The 20,312-nt window shown below is 51.6% G+C and carries 19 protein-coding genes; 11 read left to right on the forward strand and 8 right to left on the reverse strand.

Translation table 11 applies throughout. The features are described 5' to 3' along the window. Positions 1-190: 190 nt before the first annotated feature. Entirely contained in the window at positions 191-688 is a 498-nt protein-coding gene (locus tag ULO1_RS05785) for a hypothetical protein (protein WP_079933141.1), read from the reverse strand. 146 nt (positions 689-834) lie between these two features. Here ULO1_RS05785 and ULO1_RS05790 point away from each other — a divergent pair, with 146 nt between their 5' ends. The 11 genes from ULO1_RS05790 to ULO1_RS05840 all read left to right on the forward strand — a co-directional run bounded on the left by ULO1_RS05790 (position 835) and on the right by ULO1_RS05840 (position 14,900). Further along, positions 835-1,245 (forward strand): 4Fe-4S binding protein, encoded by a 411-nt coding sequence (locus ULO1_RS05790; RefSeq protein ID WP_078666331.1) that lies wholly within the window; start codon positions 835-837, stop codon positions 1,243-1,245. Beyond that, entirely contained in the window at positions 1,245-2,981 is a 1,737-nt protein-coding gene (locus ULO1_RS05795) for an aldehyde ferredoxin oxidoreductase family protein (protein WP_079933142.1), read from the forward strand. Before ULO1_RS05790 ends, ULO1_RS05795 begins: the two co-directional genes overlap by 1 nt. Then, complete coding sequence (locus ULO1_RS05800) at positions 2,978-3,451, forward strand: hypothetical protein (protein ID WP_078666329.1); 474 nt, start codon at positions 2,978-2,980, stop codon at positions 3,449-3,451. The genes ULO1_RS05795 and ULO1_RS05800 overlap by 4 nt, the downstream gene beginning before the upstream one ends. An 11-nt stretch (positions 3,452-3,462) precedes the next feature. After that, the gene (locus ULO1_RS05805; protein WP_078666328.1) at positions 3,463-4,905 is read left to right on the forward strand and encodes an HD domain-containing protein; all 1,443 of its coding nucleotides are present in this window, start codon (positions 3,463-3,465) and stop codon (positions 4,903-4,905) included. Between the two features lie 158 nt (positions 4,906-5,063). Then, entirely contained in the window at positions 5,064-5,648 is a 585-nt protein-coding gene (locus tag ULO1_RS05810) for an ANTAR domain-containing response regulator (RefSeq protein ID WP_079907674.1), read from the forward strand. Positions 5,649-5,685: 37 nt separating this feature from the next. Then, a complete protein-coding gene (locus ULO1_RS05815) occupies positions 5,686-6,930 on the forward strand; it encodes an ammonium transporter (protein ID WP_079907676.1) in 1,245 nt (414 codons plus the stop codon). Positions 6,931-6,943: 13 nt separating this feature from the next. Then, complete coding sequence (locus ULO1_RS05820) at positions 6,944-7,282, forward strand: P-II family nitrogen regulator (RefSeq protein ID WP_078666325.1); 339 nt, start codon at positions 6,944-6,946, stop codon at positions 7,280-7,282. 159 nt (positions 7,283-7,441) lie between these two features. Then, positions 7,442-8,323, forward strand: a complete 882-nt coding sequence (locus ULO1_RS05825; RefSeq protein ID WP_078666324.1) for a complex I NDUFA9 subunit family protein — start codon at positions 7,442-7,444, stop codon at positions 8,321-8,323. A 214-nt stretch (positions 8,324-8,537) separates the two neighbouring features. Next, the gene (locus ULO1_RS05830) at positions 8,538-9,488 is read left to right on the forward strand and encodes an SMP-30/gluconolactonase/LRE family protein (RefSeq protein ID WP_078666323.1); all 951 of its coding nucleotides are present in this window, start codon (positions 8,538-8,540) and stop codon (positions 9,486-9,488) included. A gap of 7 nt (positions 9,489-9,495) precedes the next feature. Continuing rightward, entirely contained in the window at positions 9,496-10,644 is a 1,149-nt protein-coding gene (locus tag ULO1_RS05835) for a cytochrome c3 family protein (RefSeq protein WP_079907679.1), read from the forward strand. 17 nt (positions 10,645-10,661) lie between these two features. Next, positions 10,662-14,900 carry a cytochrome c3 family protein gene (locus ULO1_RS05840; protein ID WP_159446625.1) on the forward strand — a complete coding sequence of 1,413 codons (4,239 nt, stop codon included), beginning with the start codon at positions 10,662-10,664 and terminating at the stop codon, positions 14,898-14,900. 120 nt (positions 14,901-15,020) lie between these two features. Here ULO1_RS05840 and ULO1_RS05845 read toward each other — a convergent pair whose 3' ends face one another. The 7 genes from ULO1_RS05845 to ULO1_RS14695 form a co-directional block, all read right to left on the reverse strand. Next, positions 15,021-16,823, reverse strand: a complete 1,803-nt coding sequence (locus ULO1_RS05845) for a TIGR04190 family B12-binding domain/radical SAM domain protein (RefSeq protein ID WP_079907683.1) — start codon at positions 16,821-16,823, stop codon at positions 15,021-15,023. Positions 16,824-16,983: 160 nt separating this feature from the next. Next, positions 16,984-17,586: a cytochrome c3 family protein gene (locus ULO1_RS05850; protein WP_079933143.1), complete on the reverse strand. Its 603-nt coding sequence runs from the start codon at positions 17,584-17,586 to the stop codon at positions 16,984-16,986. 113 nt (positions 17,587-17,699) lie between these two features. Next, entirely contained in the window at positions 17,700-18,437 is a 738-nt protein-coding gene (locus ULO1_RS05855; RefSeq protein ID WP_079907686.1) for a formate dehydrogenase subunit gamma, read from the reverse strand. Beyond that, positions 18,424-19,296 (reverse strand): hypothetical protein, encoded by an 873-nt coding sequence (locus ULO1_RS05860; protein ID WP_079933144.1) that lies wholly within the window; start codon positions 19,294-19,296, stop codon positions 18,424-18,426. Before ULO1_RS05860 ends, ULO1_RS05855 begins: the two co-directional genes overlap by 14 nt. Before the next feature lie 30 nt (positions 19,297-19,326). Beyond that, positions 19,327-19,518, reverse strand: coding sequence for a hypothetical protein (locus ULO1_RS05865; protein ID WP_078664740.1), 192 nt, complete (start codon positions 19,516-19,518; stop codon positions 19,327-19,329). A gap of 22 nt (positions 19,519-19,540) precedes the next feature. After that, positions 19,541-19,714 (reverse strand): hypothetical protein, encoded by a 174-nt coding sequence (locus ULO1_RS14690; RefSeq protein ID WP_159071944.1) that lies wholly within the window; start codon positions 19,712-19,714, stop codon positions 19,541-19,543. Positions 19,715-19,939: 225 nt separating this feature from the next. Further along, a complete protein-coding gene (locus tag ULO1_RS14695; RefSeq protein WP_159071943.1) occupies positions 19,940-20,104 on the reverse strand; it encodes a hypothetical protein in 165 nt (54 codons plus the stop codon). Between the last annotated feature and the right edge of the window lie 208 nt (positions 20,105-20,312).

A 20,312-nucleotide genomic window follows, 5' to 3' on the forward strand; every position in this document is an offset into this window, starting at 1 on the left:
TAGCCTCTTATGTGGTTCCTGTTCGTCGGGCCGGAGGTTTGCCGCCGACTTCCTTCAGATTCCACCTCACGGTGGACACCCTTGTCTTAAGCTACGGCTACTGCTACCTTCGCCGTTCGGGACTTTCACCCTATAGACAACGCCCATGCCGGGCGCACGATAAAATAAAAAGGAGGCAGTCGCCTCCTTTTTAATGTTTGTCCTCTTCATCATGACCTTGTTCACTCACCATACCAGGAGAGTGGGCCAGCTGGTTAAGACCGGTGCCAATGCCTGCTGCCAGCACGAGGATAACAGCAAAAGCTGCCGCAAATCGTTTCCAGGGTAATGCTATTTTGTTTTTCAAAACATAACTAATAAATGACAGGACTAACCCGAAAGGAATTAAATAACTGGCATAAAGGGGTTCTTCATCAAAATGCTGAATCCCGCCGCTGATCATCCCGATACCGATGGAAAGGATCAGGGAGAAGAAAAGGAATTTGGCGGTTTCCCAGGGGGTCATGTTTTTCTTGTCGATTTTCACTTCATTCAGGTAGGAGGCTGTCACAAATACTACCAGGGCGATACTCATGATTATTGAGTAGCGGCCAGGGTTTAAGGGCATGTGGACAATTGAACCGGACAGCATGCCGATACTCAGGAAAAACATGAGATAGACAAAATAGGGGAAGAATACAGGTTGCATAGATGCCCTCCTTTGGAAAGATTTTTACACCTTTAATACTATAACATGTAGTTTTGACAAAATTGTGTCCAGTTTTAGACTATTTTTTTACATTCTCAGTTGGTGTATAATAAAAGAGCATTTTAGTTTTAGAGGAGTGAGAGAGCATGGCGGAAAAGATCCTGCAGGCACCTGGTATGAACCGCTGTATTGCCTGCTATTCCTGCATGCTGGCCTGTGCCAGAACGGTTCATAAAAGTTTTAGCCCCCGGCAAAGTGCTATCCAGATTCGCACTCAGGGAGGCCTACAGTCCAAACTGGTAGCTGATATCTGCCGGGGCTGTCTGGATGCGCCCTGTGCCGCTGCCTGCCGGGTGGAAGCCTTGCTGCCCCGTAAGGGCGGAGGGGTTAAATTTAACCCCGATAAATGCACGGGATGCCGGGCCTGTGTTGAAGCCTGTGTAGTCAAAACCATCCACTTCGATGAACAGCGAGAAAAACCCATTATCTGCATCCAATGCGGGACCTGCACCCGTTTCTGTCCCCACGGAGTATTGACTATGGAGGTGCGGGGCTGATGTTTAATCAAGGTGGTATGCGGGTTTTAACCATAGATTTAAGCCGTCGCAAGATTGCCATTGAACGGCGCCAGGATTTACTGAACTGGCTGGGTGGGGTAGGAGTGGCCACGCAGTTGTTGAAAGAGCATCTAAAACCGGAGCTGGATCCATTTCATCCTGACCAGCCGATTATACTGGCTATTGGACCCATGTCCACAGTCTATCCGGTAGTAACCAAAGCAGTGGCCATGTTCAAGTCTCCGCTTACCGGCGAACTGGGGGAAAGCTATGCCGGGCTGCGCATTGCCATGGCCATGCGTTTTGCCGGCTATGATGCCATTGTCATTAAAGGGAAGGCAGAAAGCCCTGCTTATTTGACCATTACACCTCATCAGGTAGATTTTAATGATGCCCGGGCCCTCTGGGGCTTATCCACAGAAGAAACCGGACGACTGCTCAGACAGTTATCCCCTGGCAAAGGCCACCGTTCCACTTTGCGTATCGGTCAGGCCGGGGAGAAACTGGTAGCTTACGCGGGAGTAAATGTGGATACCTATCGCCATTTTGGCCGACTGGGACTCGGAGCGGTTTTTGGCAGCAAGAATTTAAAAGCCATTGTAGTTCATGGTGATCACAATTATCCCATTGCCAGGCCCCAGGAGTATCAACGGGTGTATAGCAAGATTTTCAAAAAAGTAGTGGAAACCGATATTATGGAAAAATACCACGGTCTGGGGACGACGGGCAATGTGGAGCCCCTGAATGAAATGGGGGGCTTGCCGGTTCGCAACCTGCAGGCTTCTTCCTATCCGGAAGCCCTTAATCTGAGCGGGGAAACTTTTGCCCAGGAGACTCTGATCCGTAAAATCGCCTGTGCCGGCTGTCCGGTAGGCTGTATTCATATCGGTATTCATCGCCGACAGTTTGCTGAAGGTTATGAATATGAGTCAGTAGCGGTTTCTTATGACCACGAACTGGTCTATGCCCTGGGTACTATGCTGGGATTAACTGACCACCGCCATGTTTATGCCTTGATTGAGCGGACCGAGCTCTATGGCTTGGATTCCATTTCCACCGGGGTGGCACTGGCCTGGGCAACTGAGGCCCAGGAAAAAGGGTTAATCGGAGAAGAGGAGCTGCTTACCCATCTGGCATTTGGTCAGCCGGAGCCCTATTTACAGGCCATGGATTACCTGATTAAACAGCCCAATGAATTCTATCGCACCCTGGCCCAGGGCACCTGGCTGGCAGCGGAACGTTATGGCGGGACTGAGTTTGCCTGTGTGCTGGGCAAAAACGAAGTGGCAGGTTATCATACCGGCTATGCTAATATCCTGGGCCAGGCGTTTGGCGCCCGTCACTCCCACCTGGACAATGGCGGCTATGCCATTGACCAGGAGCGAAAGGACCGGACTCCGGAAGAACTGGTAGATGCTATCATTCAGGAGGAGGAAATCCGCAACACCCTTAACTCCCTGGTTATTTGCCTCTTCGCTCGTAAGGTTTATGACCTGGCCACAGTAGCCGAGGGACTTAAGGCACTGGGTCATGAGTGGACTGAAGAGCAGCTCAGACAGCTGGGACGGGAGATATATAGAGAAAAAATGGTACTGAAGCGTCAGTTAGGATTTAAACTGGAACAGATCACCGTGCCCCGCCGGTTCTGGGAGACCCCGGCGCTGGGGCGGCAGCTGGATCCGGAGAAAATGGAGCAGTTGCGACAGATTATGATAGGGAGGCTATCACAACTGTGAAAAGAAAAACCTTTATTATCTGGCTGGTGGTCATGGCTCTGGCTGGATTGACCGGTGGTGCTGCGACGCGGTTTTATCTTACCGGGCAATGGCCCTGGCAAGCAGCTGAGCAGAATATAACTACAGATTCAACGGGCACAGAACAGCCTGCCCCAAATGCGCAGAAAAATCCGCCAGTGGTCCAGGATGAAACAACAGCGACTCCGGAAAAGCAGCCGGAATCTAATGGAGTAGAAAAACAGGTGGAGGGGCAGATTGTCACCATTGATTATCGCCAAAAGACCCTGACTTTGGACCAGGCCCTGGATGATAACAGCGAAAAAGTGGAAGGGAAACTGACTCTGGCCCCGGGGGCTGAGATTAAAATCGATGGCAAGAAGTCAGTCTTTAATGATATTGCAATTGGGGATTATGCGGTATTGAAAATCAATGACAGGAAAGAAATAACCTCCATAACCATCAAGCGATAGGAGGGACTGAAATGCTGGAGCAAGTCTGGGCCTTTGCTCGCCGTTGCCGGGCCGAGGGGCAGGAGCTGTATCTGGTAGGGGGCTATGTGCGGGACTTACTGGCCGGGGTTGAAGCCAAGGATTTGGACTTTGTCGTCCCCCGCGGTCAGGGGCTGAATCTGGCCCGGCGCCTGGCAGATGAGCTGGCAGCCAGTTTTGTACCTCTGGATGAAGAGAATGATGTCGGTCGGGTGGTTGCCGGCGAACTGGTCATCGACCTGGCTGCCCGACAGGGCAACAGTCTGATTCAGGACCTGCGGCGCCGGGATTTTACCATTAATGCTATGGCCTTACCGCTGACAGAGGCAGGCCATCCGGCAGGGACGGACCAGATTATTGATCCCCTGGGAGGGCTGGGGCACTGGCGGGAACGGATGCTGGCTCCCTGTCATCCTCGCATTTTCCAGGATGACCCTGTGAGGCTTCTGCGGGCCCTGCGCCTTGCCGCCCGTTTCGGGTTGACCTTTGCCCCGGAACTGGAGGAAATGCTGAGCCGGGAACAAACCCTGCTGGCCCTGGCGGCCCGGGAAAGAATAGGGGAAGAAATCAGTCAGCTCTTTGCCCTGCCGGGGACGGCGGCCGTGATTACCGCCGACCTGGAGACGAGGGGGCTCTTTTACCAGGTTTGGCCGGAGCTGGAGGAAATGATGACCGCTGAACAGAATTTCCATCATACCGTGACAGTGGGACGTCATTGCCTGGCGGTACTGGAAATCATGGAAGAGATATTGGCCGAGCCAGAGCAATGGTTAGGGGCAGAACTGGCCGAGGTGGTAAAAAAGAGAGCGGTCGAAAGATTAACCCGCCACCCCAGGCAACGTTACCAGGTCTGGAAACTGGGGGCTCTGTTCCATGACATGGGCAAACCCAAAACCGCCATGACCAGGGAAAGCGGACGGATTGTCTTTTACGGCCATGAGCGGGAAGGAGCAACTCTCATCGGTCCTCTGGTCCGCCGCCTGACCTGGGGACGGCGAGAGGCCCAGTTGCTCCAAAAGCTGGTAGCTTTACATATGCGCCCTTTGCATCTCTTCAATACCCGGCCGGTAAAAGGCAAGCCCAGCCGCCGGGCTTTGTATCGCTTTTACCGGGACGTGGGAGAGGATTTACCTGACCTGCTGGTGCTGGCAGTAGCGGACCTGGCGGCAAAAGTCAAGTACAAACCGGACAAGGAAGAGTGGGAGACTTTCCAGGCCTTTATTTTGGGCTTATGGGACACCTGGCTCAAGGAAAAAGAACGCTGGCAACCGGAACCAATGCTGAGAGGGGATGAACTGGCAGCCGCTTTCCCGCACATCAAGGGGGCGGAAATCGGCCGCATGCTAAGGGAACTGCTGGAGGCTCAGGCTCTAGGAAAGATCCAGAACCGGGACCAGGCCTGGCAGCTGGTAAAAAGTTTAATCCAGTATACATGAGGACCAGGGGTTGCCGGGAGTGAAATCCTCTGCTATAATGAAAACATAACAGGGAATACAGGCGGTGCAAGGGCGTACCGCAGGCAAGCAATGGCGCTTCCAGGGGGAGAATATCCCCAGGAGGTGCCTTTTTATTTCTCCCGGAAAGGAGGAGGCTTATGTATGGAGTGCGGGTAGTGCTGGCTGATGCCAGTGAAAAAAACAGAAAAGAGCTGGTGCGCATCCTGTCCCGGGCTGGTTACCAGGTGCTGGGGGAAGCAGGGGACAGCCAGACAGCCCTGCAATTAATCCGCCAGACCTTGCCTGACCTGGTTGTTGTTGATATCAATTTGCCCCCGGCCGGCGGGCTGGAGCTGGTGGAAAAACTGGATGGGGGTCGGCTGGCAGCAATGGTGCTGACGGGAGAATATATTCAAGCGCAGACCCTTGAAAAATTGAAAGGCTTATGGGTTTTTGGCCTTATACTTAAGCCGGCAGGGGAGAATCAGGTGCTGCCTGCTCTGGCTCTGGCGGTAGCCAATTATCAGCGGCAAGTGGAATTGGACCGGGAACTGGATAAACTGCAACGGCAACTGGAAACCAGAAAGGTGGTGGATCGGGCCAAAGGGTTATTGATGAAACATTTCGGCCTCAGTGAAGAGGAAGCATTCCGGCGCATTCAAAAACAGAGCATGGATAAAGGCAAGCCAATGAAGGCCATTGCCGAGGCCATTATTCTGGCCTTTGAGGTAGAAGGGCAATGAAGTCCTCACTTTCAAATAGCAGAAAGGGTGAGGAACAATGAATATTAACAGCGGGGATACAGCTTTCATGTTAGTGGCTACAGCCCTGGTGATGCTGATGACTCCAGGACTGGCTCTCTTCTACGGTGGCATGGCCCGCAAAAAACACGTGCTCAATACTATTATGATGAGCCTGGCGGCTCTCGGACTTATCTCTGTACAATGGGTTGTTTTCGGCTATACTCTCAGTTTCGGTCCTGACTGGCAGGGGATTATCGGAGGCCTGGAACACCTGGGTTTGCAGGGACTGGCTGATAAAACCCTACCGGTAGCTCCCAGTATACCTGCTTTTGTTTTTATGGCATTCCAGTTAATGTTTGCCATCATTACTCCGGCCTTGATTTCCGGAGCCATCGCTGAACGGATGCGTTTTGGCGCTTATCTGCTCTTTATCCTGTTATGGGCAACTCTGATTTATGACCCTCTGGCGCACTGGGTCTGGGGCGGTGGCTGGTTGGCCAAACTGGGAGCCCTGGATTTTGCCGGTGGCCTGGTGGTGCATATCAGCTCCGGGGTTTCCGGTCTGGTAGCGGCTCTGGTCTTAGGCAAACGCCGCGGTTATGGCCATGAACCCATGGCACCGCACCAGGTGCCGATGACGGTACTGGGAGCCGGGCTGCTCTGGTTTGGCTGGTTTGGTTTTAATGCCGGCAGTGCCCTGGGAGCTAATGCTACCGCGGCTCTGGCCCTGGTTACTACCAACACTGCCGCCGCTGCAGCGGCCCTGGCCTGGATGTTTCTGGAATGGCTGCATCACGGTAAACCCACGGCCTTAGGAGTAGCAAGCGGCGCTGTGGCGGGTCTCGTAGCCATTACTCCAGCAGCTGGTTTTGTTTCGGTACTGTCAGCCCTGGCTATTGGTGCCATCGGTGGAGCTGTCTGTTACTTCGGGGTAGCCATTTTGAAGAAAAAGCTGGGCTATGACGATGCCCTGGATGCTTTTGGTTGTCATGGCCTGGGTGGCACCTGGGGGGCTATAGCCACCGGTATTTTTGCCATGGATGGTGGGCTGATCAGCGGCAAGACTGATTTGTTACAGGCGGAAATTATCAGTGTGGCGGCGACCTACCTGTTTGCCGGTATCGGGACGTATCTGATTTTGAAAGCAATTAACCTGTTCCTGCCATTACGGGTAGAAGCCGAGGAGGAAGTAACGGGACTGGATCTGACCCAGCATGGCGAAGAGGCCTATCCCGATTTTACTCTGGGCGGCCCCCTGTCTTCTCAACTGGGTATGAAGTGAGGAGGAGAGAGAAATGAAAAAAATAGAAGCGATTATTCGACCAAGCAAGCTGGAAGAAGTAAAAGAGGCCCTCAACCGCTTCGGGATTCAGGGTCTGACAGTTTCCCAGGTTTTTGGTTGTGGTCTGCAAAAAGGCTATACCCAGGTCTACCGGGGGGCAGAGTACAATATCAATCTGTTGCCCAAGGTGAAGATAGAACTGGTAGTACCGGCGGAGAAAGTGGATGAACTGGTGAAGTTAATCGCAGATACGGCCCGGGAGGGCAGGATTGGCGATGGCAAGATTTTCATATTACCGGTGGAAGATGCTTTGCGCATCCGTACCGGCGAGCGTGGAAATGGAGCTATTTAATAAGGGAACTTATTTCCTGGCGATAAATTTCGGGCTTACCGTACTCATTATTTTCCTGGAGGCGGTAAGCCCTTATTTGTTTAAATTTTCGGCCTTCAGCAGGAAATTTTTTCTTTTCGGCGAAGGCTTTTATTGAGTTTATGGGTGGAGGGAGAAAAAATGAAAGTTTTTGTAACGGGTGCCAGTGGCTATGTCGGGACTGCTGTGGTAAAAAAATTGCTGGAGCGAGGGCATGAGGTTATAGTCCTGCAAAGGTCCAGAAAAACCGGGATAAATCATCCGCAACTATCTTTAATAGCTGGCGATATAACTGATAGAGCCTCTCTGCCTGGTGGCATGGCTGGTTGTGAGGCTGTAATTCACCTGGTAGGCATCATTCGGGAAATTCCCGGCAGGAATATTACTATGCAGAGAATTCATGTTGAAGGTACCCGCAATGTGGTAGCAGAGGCCAGAGAAGCCGGGGTCAAACGATTTTTACATATGAGCGCCCTGGGGTCCAGGCCAGGAGCAGTTTCCAGCTATCATCAGTCCAAATGGGCAGCGGAAGAGATAGTCAGGCAATCCGGGCTGGCCTATACTATCTTCCGGCCCTCTGTTATTTTCGGCCAGGGGGGACCAGGGCCCAATTTTGTGGCCCAGCTGGCTGACCTTGTGCGTAAGGCTCCCCTGGTTCCGGTCATCGGGGATGGCTCTTTTCAACTCCAACCTGTCTCCATTGCCAGTGTGGCCGAGGGATTTGCCCGCGGTCTGGAGACAACCCATACTTTGAATAAAGTTTATGAGGTAGGAGGACCGGAGCGCCTTTCTTATCTGAAGATTTTAGAGATGGTGGCAGAGGCCCTGGGAAAGAAGTTGCACAAAATTCATCTCCCGGTGGGTTTAATGAAATTTCTGGTCCCCCTTCTGCAAAATGTGCCGGGATTCCCGCTCACGCAAGATCAGTTACTGATGTTGCTGGAAGGGAATGTGTGCGAGGACTGGCAGACATATTATCGGGATTTTGGGATTGAACCAGAACGCTTTCAGGTTATTTTGTAGCTCCAGCGCTGAAAGTTATCCAGGCTTACCGACCAACCCCTTCAGGGGAGGCGGTAAGCTTTTTTATTGCCAGAGCTGGGAACCAATAGTAGGGGTATAGTACAATTGTGCTAAAATGGAGCTATTTTTCAGAAAATTTATTTTAATTACTTGCTAAAAATAATACAATGTTTAGTAAAGAAGTACTAATTTGCGAAAGCCAGGTGAAGGCTCCTTGAGAGGGGAAATAGAAAAGAATAACCAGGTTTATCTAATGATTGGACTACTGGTATTAGGGTTAGGGAGCTTACTTTTAGTCTATTTCTTCTCTGCCCAACCCCGGGTAGGGAGAAACAATGTGTCCGGTTTTTTATTGAGCGGTTTTTTTTCTGTCAGCTCGGGGGGATTGCACTATCCCAGCGGCATTGCCGTTGATGAAAATGGGCGAGTATACGTTACTGATTCAGCTCATCATCGTGTTGTGGTTTTTGATCAGAAAGGCAGGGAGTTGAGGAGTTTTGGCCAGTATGGTTCAGCATCAGGACAGCTGGATTATCCTGTTGGGATTGCAGTGCGACAAGGACGAATTTGGGTAGCGGAACTGGGAAATGCCCGTATTCAGGTTTTTGACCAAGCAGGAAATTCACAGGGTATAGCCAGGTTAAAAACTCCTCAACCCTTTGTTCCTACTGCCCTCTGTCTGGATAATCAGGGTAATTTATATGTGGTAAATAAAGCTAAACAGGAAATTGAATGTTTTGATGCTCAAGGAAGGCTGGCATGGGCTTTTGGTGGGGACCAGATGACCGGGGTTTTGAGCTTTCCCATGGGTTTAGCAGTTAAGGGTAATGGTCAGGTATTAATTGCTGATTCGGGAAATGGACGCTTATTGATATATAATCCTGCTACCGGACTGGTGCGGATAGTGGACGGCGGAGAACAACGCTGGTTCAGCAATCCGCGGGGTATAACCGTTGATGAACAGGGACGGGTTTATGTAGCAGAGGCGATGCAAAACACGGTTATTGTTTTAGATGAAAAGCTGCAACTGTCAGCGCGGTTGGAGGTACCGGAAGAATTAGGCGGATTATTAATGCCTGATGGCATTGCCTGGGCCAGGAACCGGTTATTGGTTATAGATAAAGGAAATAATCGCGTCGTGCAATTTATTCAGCAGGGGGGATAAGAAGGGGATGAGGCTTGGAATTCTGATAATGGCCTGCTTGCTCTTTACCACTCCGGCCTGGGCCTATATTTCTCCTCATGGGAAATATAGCACAGCCACGGAAATGTGCGGCAGGTGTCACAGTCTGCACCGCAGTCCGGGTCTGCGACTCCTACGGGCCAGCACGGTAGAGGATACCTGTTTGCTCTGCCATGATGGTACGCAGAGTAACTACAATGTCAGAAAAGGCACCTTTTTTAACGGGGTAATTGAGGTAGCCAGTCCTGCCGGGGGCTTTGATCCCGCATATGGCTACACTACTACCCATCTGGTTGGACAAACCAACTTTATTCCGGGCAATAACAGCAATCTTTTTCTGCTCAAATGCACCTCCTGCCATAATCCCCACGGTACCGATAATCACCGCAACTTGCAAACCAGAGTCAATGGGGTGACGGGAATCAGGGTGATCGCGCAGATTGCAGGCCCGGGAAGGGCGCTCCCTACAGCCTCTGGTCGGGAGGTTGTCAGCTATCAGTCAGGGATAGTGGATTTTTGTACTGCCTGTCACGTTGATTTTAAAGAATATATGAGCAGTGACAGTTTTGGTGGCATAGACCGCTGGCGTCACCGGGTAAATGTGCCTTTAACTGGCGGCTATAGCATCAGTTTTCCAGAACCCGGTCTCCTTACCACTTTACCCACCCAGGGAGTTCCAGCGGGAGTGCGGATTCAGACAGCATCCCTAACGGCAGGCGCATTAAACGGAACCTATAATTATCTGGTAACAGCCTTTAACGCTTTAGGCGAATCCACCCGGGGGAATATAGTCCAGGTGGAAACGGTCAATAATGGGGTGTATTTGGCCTGGGCACCCATTAGCAATGCAGTAGGCTACCGGGTTTACCGGGCTGCAGGCAGTGGGGTTCCCGAACAAATACCGCTTAGCCAGTTTGTTTATCTGGCAGAAGTAGGGGATGACCGGACAACCTTTACTGATGATGGCAGTCTAACACCGGAGCCCAGTCGCAATCCCCCTGTTACGGCCGAGGCCAGGGTGGTTTGTTTGACCTGTCATTTTGCTCATGGGGCCAGAACAGTGGATTCTTTCTCGGGCTATGGTTATCTGCGGCGTCTGAACAATATGGGCGTTTGTCAGAACTGTCACCAAAAATGAGAAAAGCTGGTGGGAGCATGAGAAACAAGGTATTTATTGGGCTGCTTGTGATTGCGATGGCAGCAATATTTTTCCTGAATTGGCCATTGAATGCGGATACAGTTATAACCAACGGTGCTTTTTCTTCCGGCCTTTCAGGCTGGTCTAGCGAGGTGGGGGATCCTGCACCTGATCCGGGTTTTTCTGTTGTCTGGGACGCAGATGGTTATTCTGGAACTATTAAGAATAACGGGCAGCAAATCCAGGCCCAGGGTGGTGCCTTAAAAGTTACTGCAGCCAGCAGTGAGGCACAGACCGGGAAAGGAGTTATCACCTATTACCAGGAATTTAATGTTCAGCAGCCCCGGGCTACCGGACGCCTCAGTTTTGCCTGGAAAAAATTTTATCAGGGCAATGTGATGCCCCTGGCCCACAATCTGGCGGTGCTGTTACGCTTGCCCGATGGTAAACAGACTCTGATCTGGACGGACCGCTTACGCCGTAATGATAACTCCTGGCATACGGTAGAAGAGCTGGACCTGGGCGGGTATTTAACTCAAGCCGGTAATTACCAGCTGCGATTTTACTTTTATCTGGAAAACGGTGAGGAAAAGGATGGCTTGCAGACGGCAGTCTGGCTGGATGAGGTCTATCTGGAAATAAAAACTCCGGATGTCACCCGGCCGACAACGGTAGCCACTCCCCAGGCCCGGGCGGTCAGTTCAAACCAGGTTGACTTGAGCTGGGGGCCAGCTACTGATGACCGCGGGGTGGCGGAATATCGCATCTATGTAAATGGGGATAAGGCACCTGTTGCTGTCATCCCGGAGACAGGTTCATCCGCCTATCATTATTCAGTAACAGGGTTACGGGCCCAGACTCTCTACAGTTTTACCATCAGAGCAGTGGATGGTTATGGCAATTATTCGACCAATGATATGGAAATGACGGCTGTAACTTTGCCTGATACCGGTGGTACGCCGGGGGTTGCGGCGGGAACCGGTATCCCGCCAGCGGAAAATGTCTTGCAAAACAGCAGTTTTATTAAAAACAGTTCCCCCTGGGTAGCGGTAAATGACAGCAGTTTCCGCCAGAGTTCCGGGTTTACAACCGCCTGGGATGGGGTGGGTTACAGTGGCAACATAATCAATGGCGGTAAAACAATCACTGCACTGGGGGGCAGCTTTCGCTATTTAGCCAACGGTAAAGAGCGGCAGGGGGCGCGCTATCTGGAACAATCTTTTCCAGTCACCTATCTCCCGGGTGGTGGTAGAACCTTCAGGTTATCCTTTGCCTGGAAGAAAAACTGGTTTAATGATAAGAATCTGCAGCCGCAATTCCAGGATGCCTATATTTTCCTGAAGCGACCGGATGGCTCCACGGTTACCCTCTGGTCCAATACCACTAAAGCCGATCAAGCCAGCTGGCAGCGGGTAGAGGATCTGGATATCAGCAGTGCTTTTAATAGCACCGGGACCTATACCATCCGGCTTTATGGGAAATTGAAAAACAATGATGCTGACCTGGGTACCTGGACCGCCATCCGCTTTGATGAGGTACGAATCTATATTCCTGATGTCACCGCGCCCCAGGCTCCAGGCCAGCTGAATTTACAGGTAATCAGTGACCGGCAAATCCAGCTGAACTGGGAGTATGCTACCGACAATATCGGGGTTACTGCTTATCGGGTATATCGCAAACCTGCAGGTTCTTTCTCCTACACCCTGGTGGGTACTACTGCTGCCAGTGAATTGAACTTTACTGATACTGATGTTAATGGTTTGCAGCCGGATACGGAATATAACTATTACATTACTGCAGTGGATGCAGCAGGCAATGAATCGGTTCCATCACCGACAGCAACCGGTAAAACCAAACCGACAGATACCATTCCGCCGACCCAGCCTCAGGGAGTAAGGGCAACGGCCTTGACTTCCAGTGAGGTGGAAATTCGCTGGGAGGAAGCTACGGATTCTGGTTTAGGACTGGCTTTTTATCGGATCGAGCGGGCCCCGGACCTGAATGGAGCTCCAGGCAGTTTTACTGTGGTAGGGGAGGTAGCTGCCGGCAATCTGCTGTTTAAAAATACCGCCGTACAGGCAAAGCGAACCTACTGGTACAGGGTCATCGCCATAGATCAGGCCAACCTGGCTTCTCAGCCCAGTGCGCCTGTAGCAGTCTTTGTTCCGCCCAGTCCCCATGGCTACTATGATGAGGAGGAATGGCGCTGCGGTATCTGTCACCGGGGACATCAGGGTTTGACGGCCCGTTTGCTGGCCAAACCTTCCCAGCCCCTGCTGTGCCTGACCTGCCACGATGGCTGGGGCAGCCGCTATCTGCTGAAACCAGATTTACTGGCCTGGGGGCAAAATAATGTCTTTCATCCCATCAGCGGCAGTGAGGCAGCTCTGGCGGGACGAACCCGGGCTCTACTGGCCTGTACTGACTGCCATAATCCCCACGGGGATAAAATTCCGGGGACCAGTGACCTGTACCCTCGCTGGCTGCGATCCAGTGATGGCAGCAACTACTATTACCAGGGCAACCAGTATTGTTTAGCCTGCCATGGCCCGGTAGACCGTAACTGGAGCGCAGATTACTGGGAAAATACCTTTGGTGATCATACCAATTCCCAGGCGGCTCATTATGACCTGAGCAAGAGCTTGCTGCAGCCGGCTTCCGGCACGCAGATAACCTGTGTGAAATGTCATGACAAGCATGCCAGTCCCAACCGGCGCCTGACCCTGGCCCGGGAGGAAGGTCTCTGTTTCAAGTGCCATAACAACCCGGCCGTTTCCGCTTCCGGCACGGCAGATATTCAGGAGCAGTTCAACCGCAAGGGCTCCCGGCATGATATTTTCACTGTTGACCAGCAGGCCAATGGAACTAAGGTAGAATGTGTCAATTGCCATGGGCCCCATACGGTTGCACCTAAACTATTTCCAGCTAACGCTACCGGGGCGGCGGTTTCCGATCCGGATAACACCAAACAGCCCTGGCTTGGCACGCTGGTGGATTTTTGCCTGAAATGCCATGATGGCAGTCCACCAACTACGGCCTTGAATTCGGCAACTATTCAGGTTCCCTATGATGTGCAAATGCCAGCCACCCCGATCACTACCAATGCCTCCGGCTGGGATAAGCGCTCCTTTAAGGGCTCAGGCCACTGGAACCGCGGGATCCAGAGTTGTCGCCAGTGCCACGAACAGCATGGTTCGGACTATGATCGTCTTTTGAAACTGCCGGAGGATAGTGACAGCCAGGATGGGATCTGTTTCCAGTGCCATAAGCCTGCGTCAGAAAATCCGGTTCTGGCTGGAGCTCCGGATGTTAAAACCCCCTTTAACAAGGCCTATCACCATAATACTCTGGTGGACAATGGTAAACATAAGGATACGGAAAACTACAACAACCTGGCCCTGGAGAACCGGCATGCTGAGTGCTATGATTGCCATGATCCCCATTCGGCCAGCAATACAGCTCCGGTACCGCAAAATGATCCCACAAACCCAACGGAACCGCCCAAACCATCGGGGGCACTGGCCAATGTCAAGGGTGTCGGCTTCACCGGTGCCCGTCCGGCCTGGACCAGTTTGCCGGCTAGCAGCAGTTTGTATCAGCCCAAAACGGTGGTGTACCAGTTTGAGCTCTGTTACAAATGCCACAGCAGCTATTCTTTTGACCAGAGTCCGGCGGAAACTATGACCGATGTAGCCAGAGAATTCAACCCGGCCAATGCAGCCTACCATCCGGTAGAAGCTCAAGGTAAGACCAGGAATGGCCGCTATGTTGGCACTGACCGCTTTGGCGTAGCCTGGGGTCCTAACCGCTTGATGTTTTGCACTGATTGCCACGGCAGTGAAACTGCTACTGAGCCGGTAGGACCCCATGGTTCCAGTTATTACCGGATACTAAAAGGGAGCTGGGACGCAAATACTGGTGCTGGTTCTACTGATGCCCTCTGTTTCCGGTGCCATGATATTAATAACTATATTGATGTAAATAACAAGGAGACTGGAAATTCTTCTAACGGTTACGGGGGCACCTATACCGGGTTTCGGAAAGAAAGTACAAATTTGCATGTCTGGCATGTGCAAGAAAAAAAAGCCACGTGCCAGAATTGCCATGCCGCCATACCCCATGGTTATAAGCGCAAGCATTTGATTGTTTATCAGGGGGAAATCCCTTATGCCAGTTCAGCAGCTAAACTTACCAGGTATGTTGCCAGTGATAACGGTTATAGTAAAGACAATTGCAGCAATACTTGCGGGCATTAATTGGAAGGTTCGGCAGGGACATACTCTGTTGAACCTCATTAGATAGTCAATCTAAGATTATCTACAGTATCCCATAACTTTAAAAAGCAAAGAGGGGGCCAGTAACCCCCCTCTTTGCTTTTACCCCATTTCCAGCGGATGCTGGTCATAGTTACCCCGCAGGCGCAATCCCACTCGCTTTACTTCCTCCAGAAACAGCATTGTCAACAGTTTACCCAGGGACCACAATCCGGCAAAACGGCGGCGCAGAGGCCATTTCAGCTCATCCTTACCACAGATGGTATGGCGATTCAGCTCTGCTACTCTGGCTTTCAACTTTTGCAGACTAAGCTGGCGAACCTCTTCATCGGGAATGAGCAGGATACGGTCAATTTCGGCGATAATCTGACGGGCCTGGGTAATACGATAGCGAATATCCTCATATACTTCTTCCGGAATCAGGTTATATTCCCGTTTCAGCTCATTCAACCGGTAGGCGGCCTCATAGGTAGCATCCACAATCTCGTCCCGGCTCATAGTAGTGGTTTCATAACTGAGAATATGCTTCCAGCTGGGCCGGGTTAAAGCCTGACGGTGATCCTCCAGGGTCTGGCAGTGCTTGATATACCCGTACTTTTCCGGGTTTTCAAAAGCCGGGCTGCCTGGATCGAGAAAGGGAGCCAGAGGTGCAATAAACAAGGAGAGCCGTTTATCCCCATTGAACTTCTCCAGTAGCTGCCGGCAATAGTCGATACTGGCCAGAGCGCTCTGGTAAGTCTGGCCGGGGATACCGGTCATAAAGAAGAGATCGATTTTGCGGCAGTTATATTTTAGAGCTGCCGCAATAGTAGCTTCTACTGCAGCGTTACTGCACTTGAACTTGCCGTTCAGGCGCCGCAGATGTTCCTCATGAGTCTCGATAGTCAGCTCCAGGCTGAACCTGGGCACACTTTCACTAATCAGGCGAAAATATTCTTCATCCGCCGGGAAGAACAGTTCAATAATCAGCTCATTGGGGATCCTTTCTTTTTTCAACAAACCGAAAAATTCCCGGGCATAATCCATTCCGGCCTGGCGGATGTCGTGCAGGATAAAAATCGGTGCTTTGCCAAAAGACTTAATAAAGCGGATATCTTCCACCAGGGCCTTTGGTGAGCGGTAAGCCGGTTGCTGACGGCCGCAGATTCTGGCATAGGCGGAGCGGGAACCCCCGCAGATGGAACAGTTCTGGGTACAGCCCCGGGCGGTAAGCAGGGCGGTAATGGGATAGCTCAGCCAGTCCAGGTAGGGCATGGTGTTATGTAAACTACCGTATTTAAAGACTGAGCCCATCACATAGCGATAACTGGGAATGGTAGTGTAATCCAGGTTATCGGGAATCCAGGTCAGGGGGTTGACCACCGGCTGCCCGTCGGGTTTTTTCCAGGTCAGGTTGGGGATAGAGCTGAAATCCGCCTGGCCCTGGCGCAGGCTGCTGACCAGTTGCCGCATCGGCTCTTCGGTGGAATCACCCCGCAGGACAAAATCCACATAAGGATAGCTGATCAATTCCTCATGATAGTAAGAAGAGGAAAGGCCGCCAAAAGCCACGGGGATTTCCGGGTGGTATTTTTTGCAGAGTTTGGCCACCTCCAGGCTACCGTGGGCATGGGGTAACCAGTGCAGGTCAATGGCGAACAACCTGGGCTTGAGGCGAGCGATCAGCTTTTCCGGGTCAAAATCCGGGTCCCGCAGCATCAGGTAGGCCAGGTTGACAATGCGCACATTGTAGCCATTTTTCTCCAGGGTTTCAGCCAGGCTGGTAATGCCCATGGGATACATTTCGAAGGCCGGCGAGGAGGGTACCACATCACTGATGGGCCCGAAGAAAATGGTATCCCGCCGGAAATCATAGACGCTCGGGGCGTGCAAAAAGACCACATCAGTGGAGAAGAGTCTTTTCATCGGTCAGGCCTCCTTTGTTAAATGCGATTACATTCACAATTATATTGGACATGATTGGCAAAATTCCTGCTCATTGGTGAGTAAAAGTTGTAACTTTCACAAATTTATCTGAAAAAATATGCCTCTGCTATACCATATGCAGAGGCCGGGGGTAGTAACACTATTTTCCCTTATTTTGCGGATGGCAACCCGAGCAGCGGTTACTGGCCATAGCGCCGTTATGACAGCCTTTGCATTCTGCCATCTGCACCCGGGAGGGCAGATGCCGGGCCAGGGGTAAGAGCTTAGCTTCCGTATATTCTCCCGGGAAGCTGAGCTGCTTTAGGAGCGGGTTTTTGCTGATGCCGCGGTGAACGATTTTGGCGTGGCAGTCGATACAATCCACCTGTTTGCTGCTGTGCAGGGCATGGGGAACATTCAGGTTGGCGGGCATAGTCAGCTGGCGGCGGTCGCTGTGACACTGACGACAGGTCTGATCTGGTATGAAGTTACCCTGGATCGGAGTCTGGAAGAAACCGCGCCAGTGACGATAGGCAAAGGTAGTAAGAGTGATATCCTGATGGCAATTGAGACAACCGATATTCTGGTGAGAGGAGAGGCGCCAGGTGATCACATTGGGGCTCATTTCGTGGCAGTTATCACAGAGGACAGCTTCCCGGCGGTTCTGGCTGAAATCGATACTGCCCTGGCTGAAAAGGACGGCGGCAGTCAGGGCCACCAGCAGGGCCAGAAGGAGGATGAAGAGTAGCCGTTTCATGTTCATCAGCTCCCCTCCTTCAACTTAATCCCAGCGGGATGTATTCATAGAGAAACCACAACAAGATGAATAAATATAGAATCATTTCCAGAACAATCAGGGAGCGATTGCGGCTGTATTTAAACACTGCCATGGTGGTTCACCTCCTGTTTGGGGAGAAGGGGAATGCCGTTTTGGGCTTGTTGCTGGCGAATACGCATCAGCTCCAGGGGATGTTCATGTTCCATTACTTCTTCATCCATCAGGCCGCTGAACCAGAGGGTATTGCCGGGGAAAAAGTCGGGGTTGAAATGGACATTGTAAAAATGCCAGGTAAAGATAACCAGTACTGCTAAGACGGCTTCATCACTGTGGCCTACCCGCCAGCAATCGATGAGCCAGCGGGGCAGGAAAGAGGCACCCCATTCGGGAAACCACATGACAAATCCGGAACCGCCGATGATAAACATCCCCCAGAAAACTGCCCAGTAGTCGAATTTTTCTTTGTAAGAATAGCGGTCAAACCTGGCCGGTTGCTCAGAAAGACCTAACTGATATTTCAGGTGGTCAGCCAGGTCGGTAAAATCCTTGAGAGTTGGCATTACAGCCCAGCCCAGCTCCCCTTTCCAGGCTTTGACGGCCATCCAGACCAGGTGGTAGATACAGGCCAGGGTCAGGATCAGTCCACCGAAGAGATGCCACTTGAACATGGTCTCAAAGCCACCGAAGAAATCGACTATGCTACGGGCCCAGGGGGCGTGGTTGAATTTGATCGAAAGGCCGGTAATGGCGCAGAGAGTAAAGCTGCTGAAGACACCGATATGTTGCAGACGCTGGTGTATATCCCAGCGCTGGTAGGCGGATTTAGTGGCTGCCATAGGAGCCACCTCCTTTGGCCGTTTTCCATTTGCGATAGAGTTCCAGTTCCATGTGGATGGTTAGCAGCACCATCACACCAATGGTCAGCCAGACGAAAAATTTGAGGGTATAGTACATGGGGGAACCGGGCCCTTCCTTTTCCAGCAGAAAATGTTCAGTGCCTTTGGCGAAATTGGGTTCGGCCCGGAAATGGCATTTGGCACAGGTTTGTGGTACATTCACCTTGTTTACCGGTGAAGCCGGGTCTTTGGGACCAAGGATGTTGTGACTGCCATGGCAGCCACTGCAGGTAGCGGCTCTGGTATCTCCTAAATCCACAGCTTTGCCATGAAAGCTCTCGGTATAGCTTTCCTTGATCCTGCCGCTATGGCAACCGGAAGCAGTGCAGGAAGCAGTCTGATTGCGACCAGAGGTATGAGCCAGGGGGTCTTCTTTCTTGCGGATATCGTGTTTGCCGTGGCAATCCTGACAGAGGGCGGTGGGCTTACCCTGCCGGCGGGCCAGCCCATGGGCACTTTGGTCATAGACTCTGGTAATATAATCATGGCAACGCCGGCAATTGCTTTCTACCAGCCGCCTCAGTTCAGCACCGGTTTTGGCACCAACGTGGGGGTAGTCGGTGATATCGGTGTGGCAGGTGGTGCAGCGATTGGTGCCGTGAATAGAGGAGAAGTATTTGCTCTCATCTACATAGAGACTGATTTTTTGGCCATTGCTTCGTGTATGCAAGCCCTGGGCCCCATGACAGCGCAGACAGCCTTCATTGAACTTGCGGGCGGCAGCCAGGTCGGTATCAGCCAGGGCCCAGCCGGGCCAGGTCAAAAGCAGCAAGAGAAGAAAGAGAAGGAACTTTTTCACGGGCATCACCCCTTTCCGGATGAGGAGGATTTAGACGCCGGGCCAGACGATGAAGATGCTTAAAGCGAAGGTCAGAAAGGAGATGAGGGCACCCAGCAGCAAGAAGGTCAGGCCTTTACTGACGGGATGCTTCAGCTTGAGTCCATAAAAGGCCACCCAGGCGCCCAGGGAAAAACCAAAAGCCAGAATCAGGACCAGGCCAAGGATAAACAGAACTTTCATAGAGCATACCTCCTTTGCAACCTCACGGGTCATTGGAACCGATAACCTGCCAGGGACTGCCGCCAGTAGAAAGAATCAAATAGCGTTTGCAGTGGCGGCACTTGATGTAGAGTTTGTATCTCTTTTTCTGGGCCACGATTTTACCACATTTGCAGTAGACATTTTCCAGTTGCTCCTGTTGCCTTTCCCGTTCCATGTTCCCCCTCCCTTGTTGTTTGATCAAAACCAAAGGCCGGCCCTGTACGGTAAAGTTCCGTACAGGCCGGCCTCCGGACTCCAGGGTCTCCGGGCTCTGGCTGAAAGCCTTTGTCCTCCGGTGAGCACTAAAAAATGCTCGCATTTTCTTTTAGTCCACCGTAAAGAAAATGCCAGCATTAGTAGTCTAATGCTGGCCTCTGGACTTAACGTCTCTGGACTCTCTTCAATATTCTTTTTTAAATTCGCGCCAGAAGATACGCGGCTTGGTCTGACTGGCCTGATTAAATCTGATGATTAAAAACCGCTTGCAATGACGGCATTTAATGATGATCATATTATCCTGGTACTGACAGATGAGCTTGCCGCAGGAGCAGCGGATATCTTCCATTTAGCTCACCTTCTTCACTATTAATTTATGCACGATTCCCCCCGATAGTACTTTTTGGGCTAAATTTTCTCTGTGCGTACTTGCGACCACTTTCACCAACCTCATCTTCCCTCCCCCTTTTTCACCTCCTGGTAAATAATATGCGCAAGTGGTATAATAGTTGCAAATTTTTTATTGTATCCCAAAAAAGACGGGTATATAATAAAAA

The sequence above is a fragment of the Carboxydocella sp. ULO1 genome, assembly GCF_002049255.1.
Classification (GTDB): domain Bacteria; phylum Bacillota.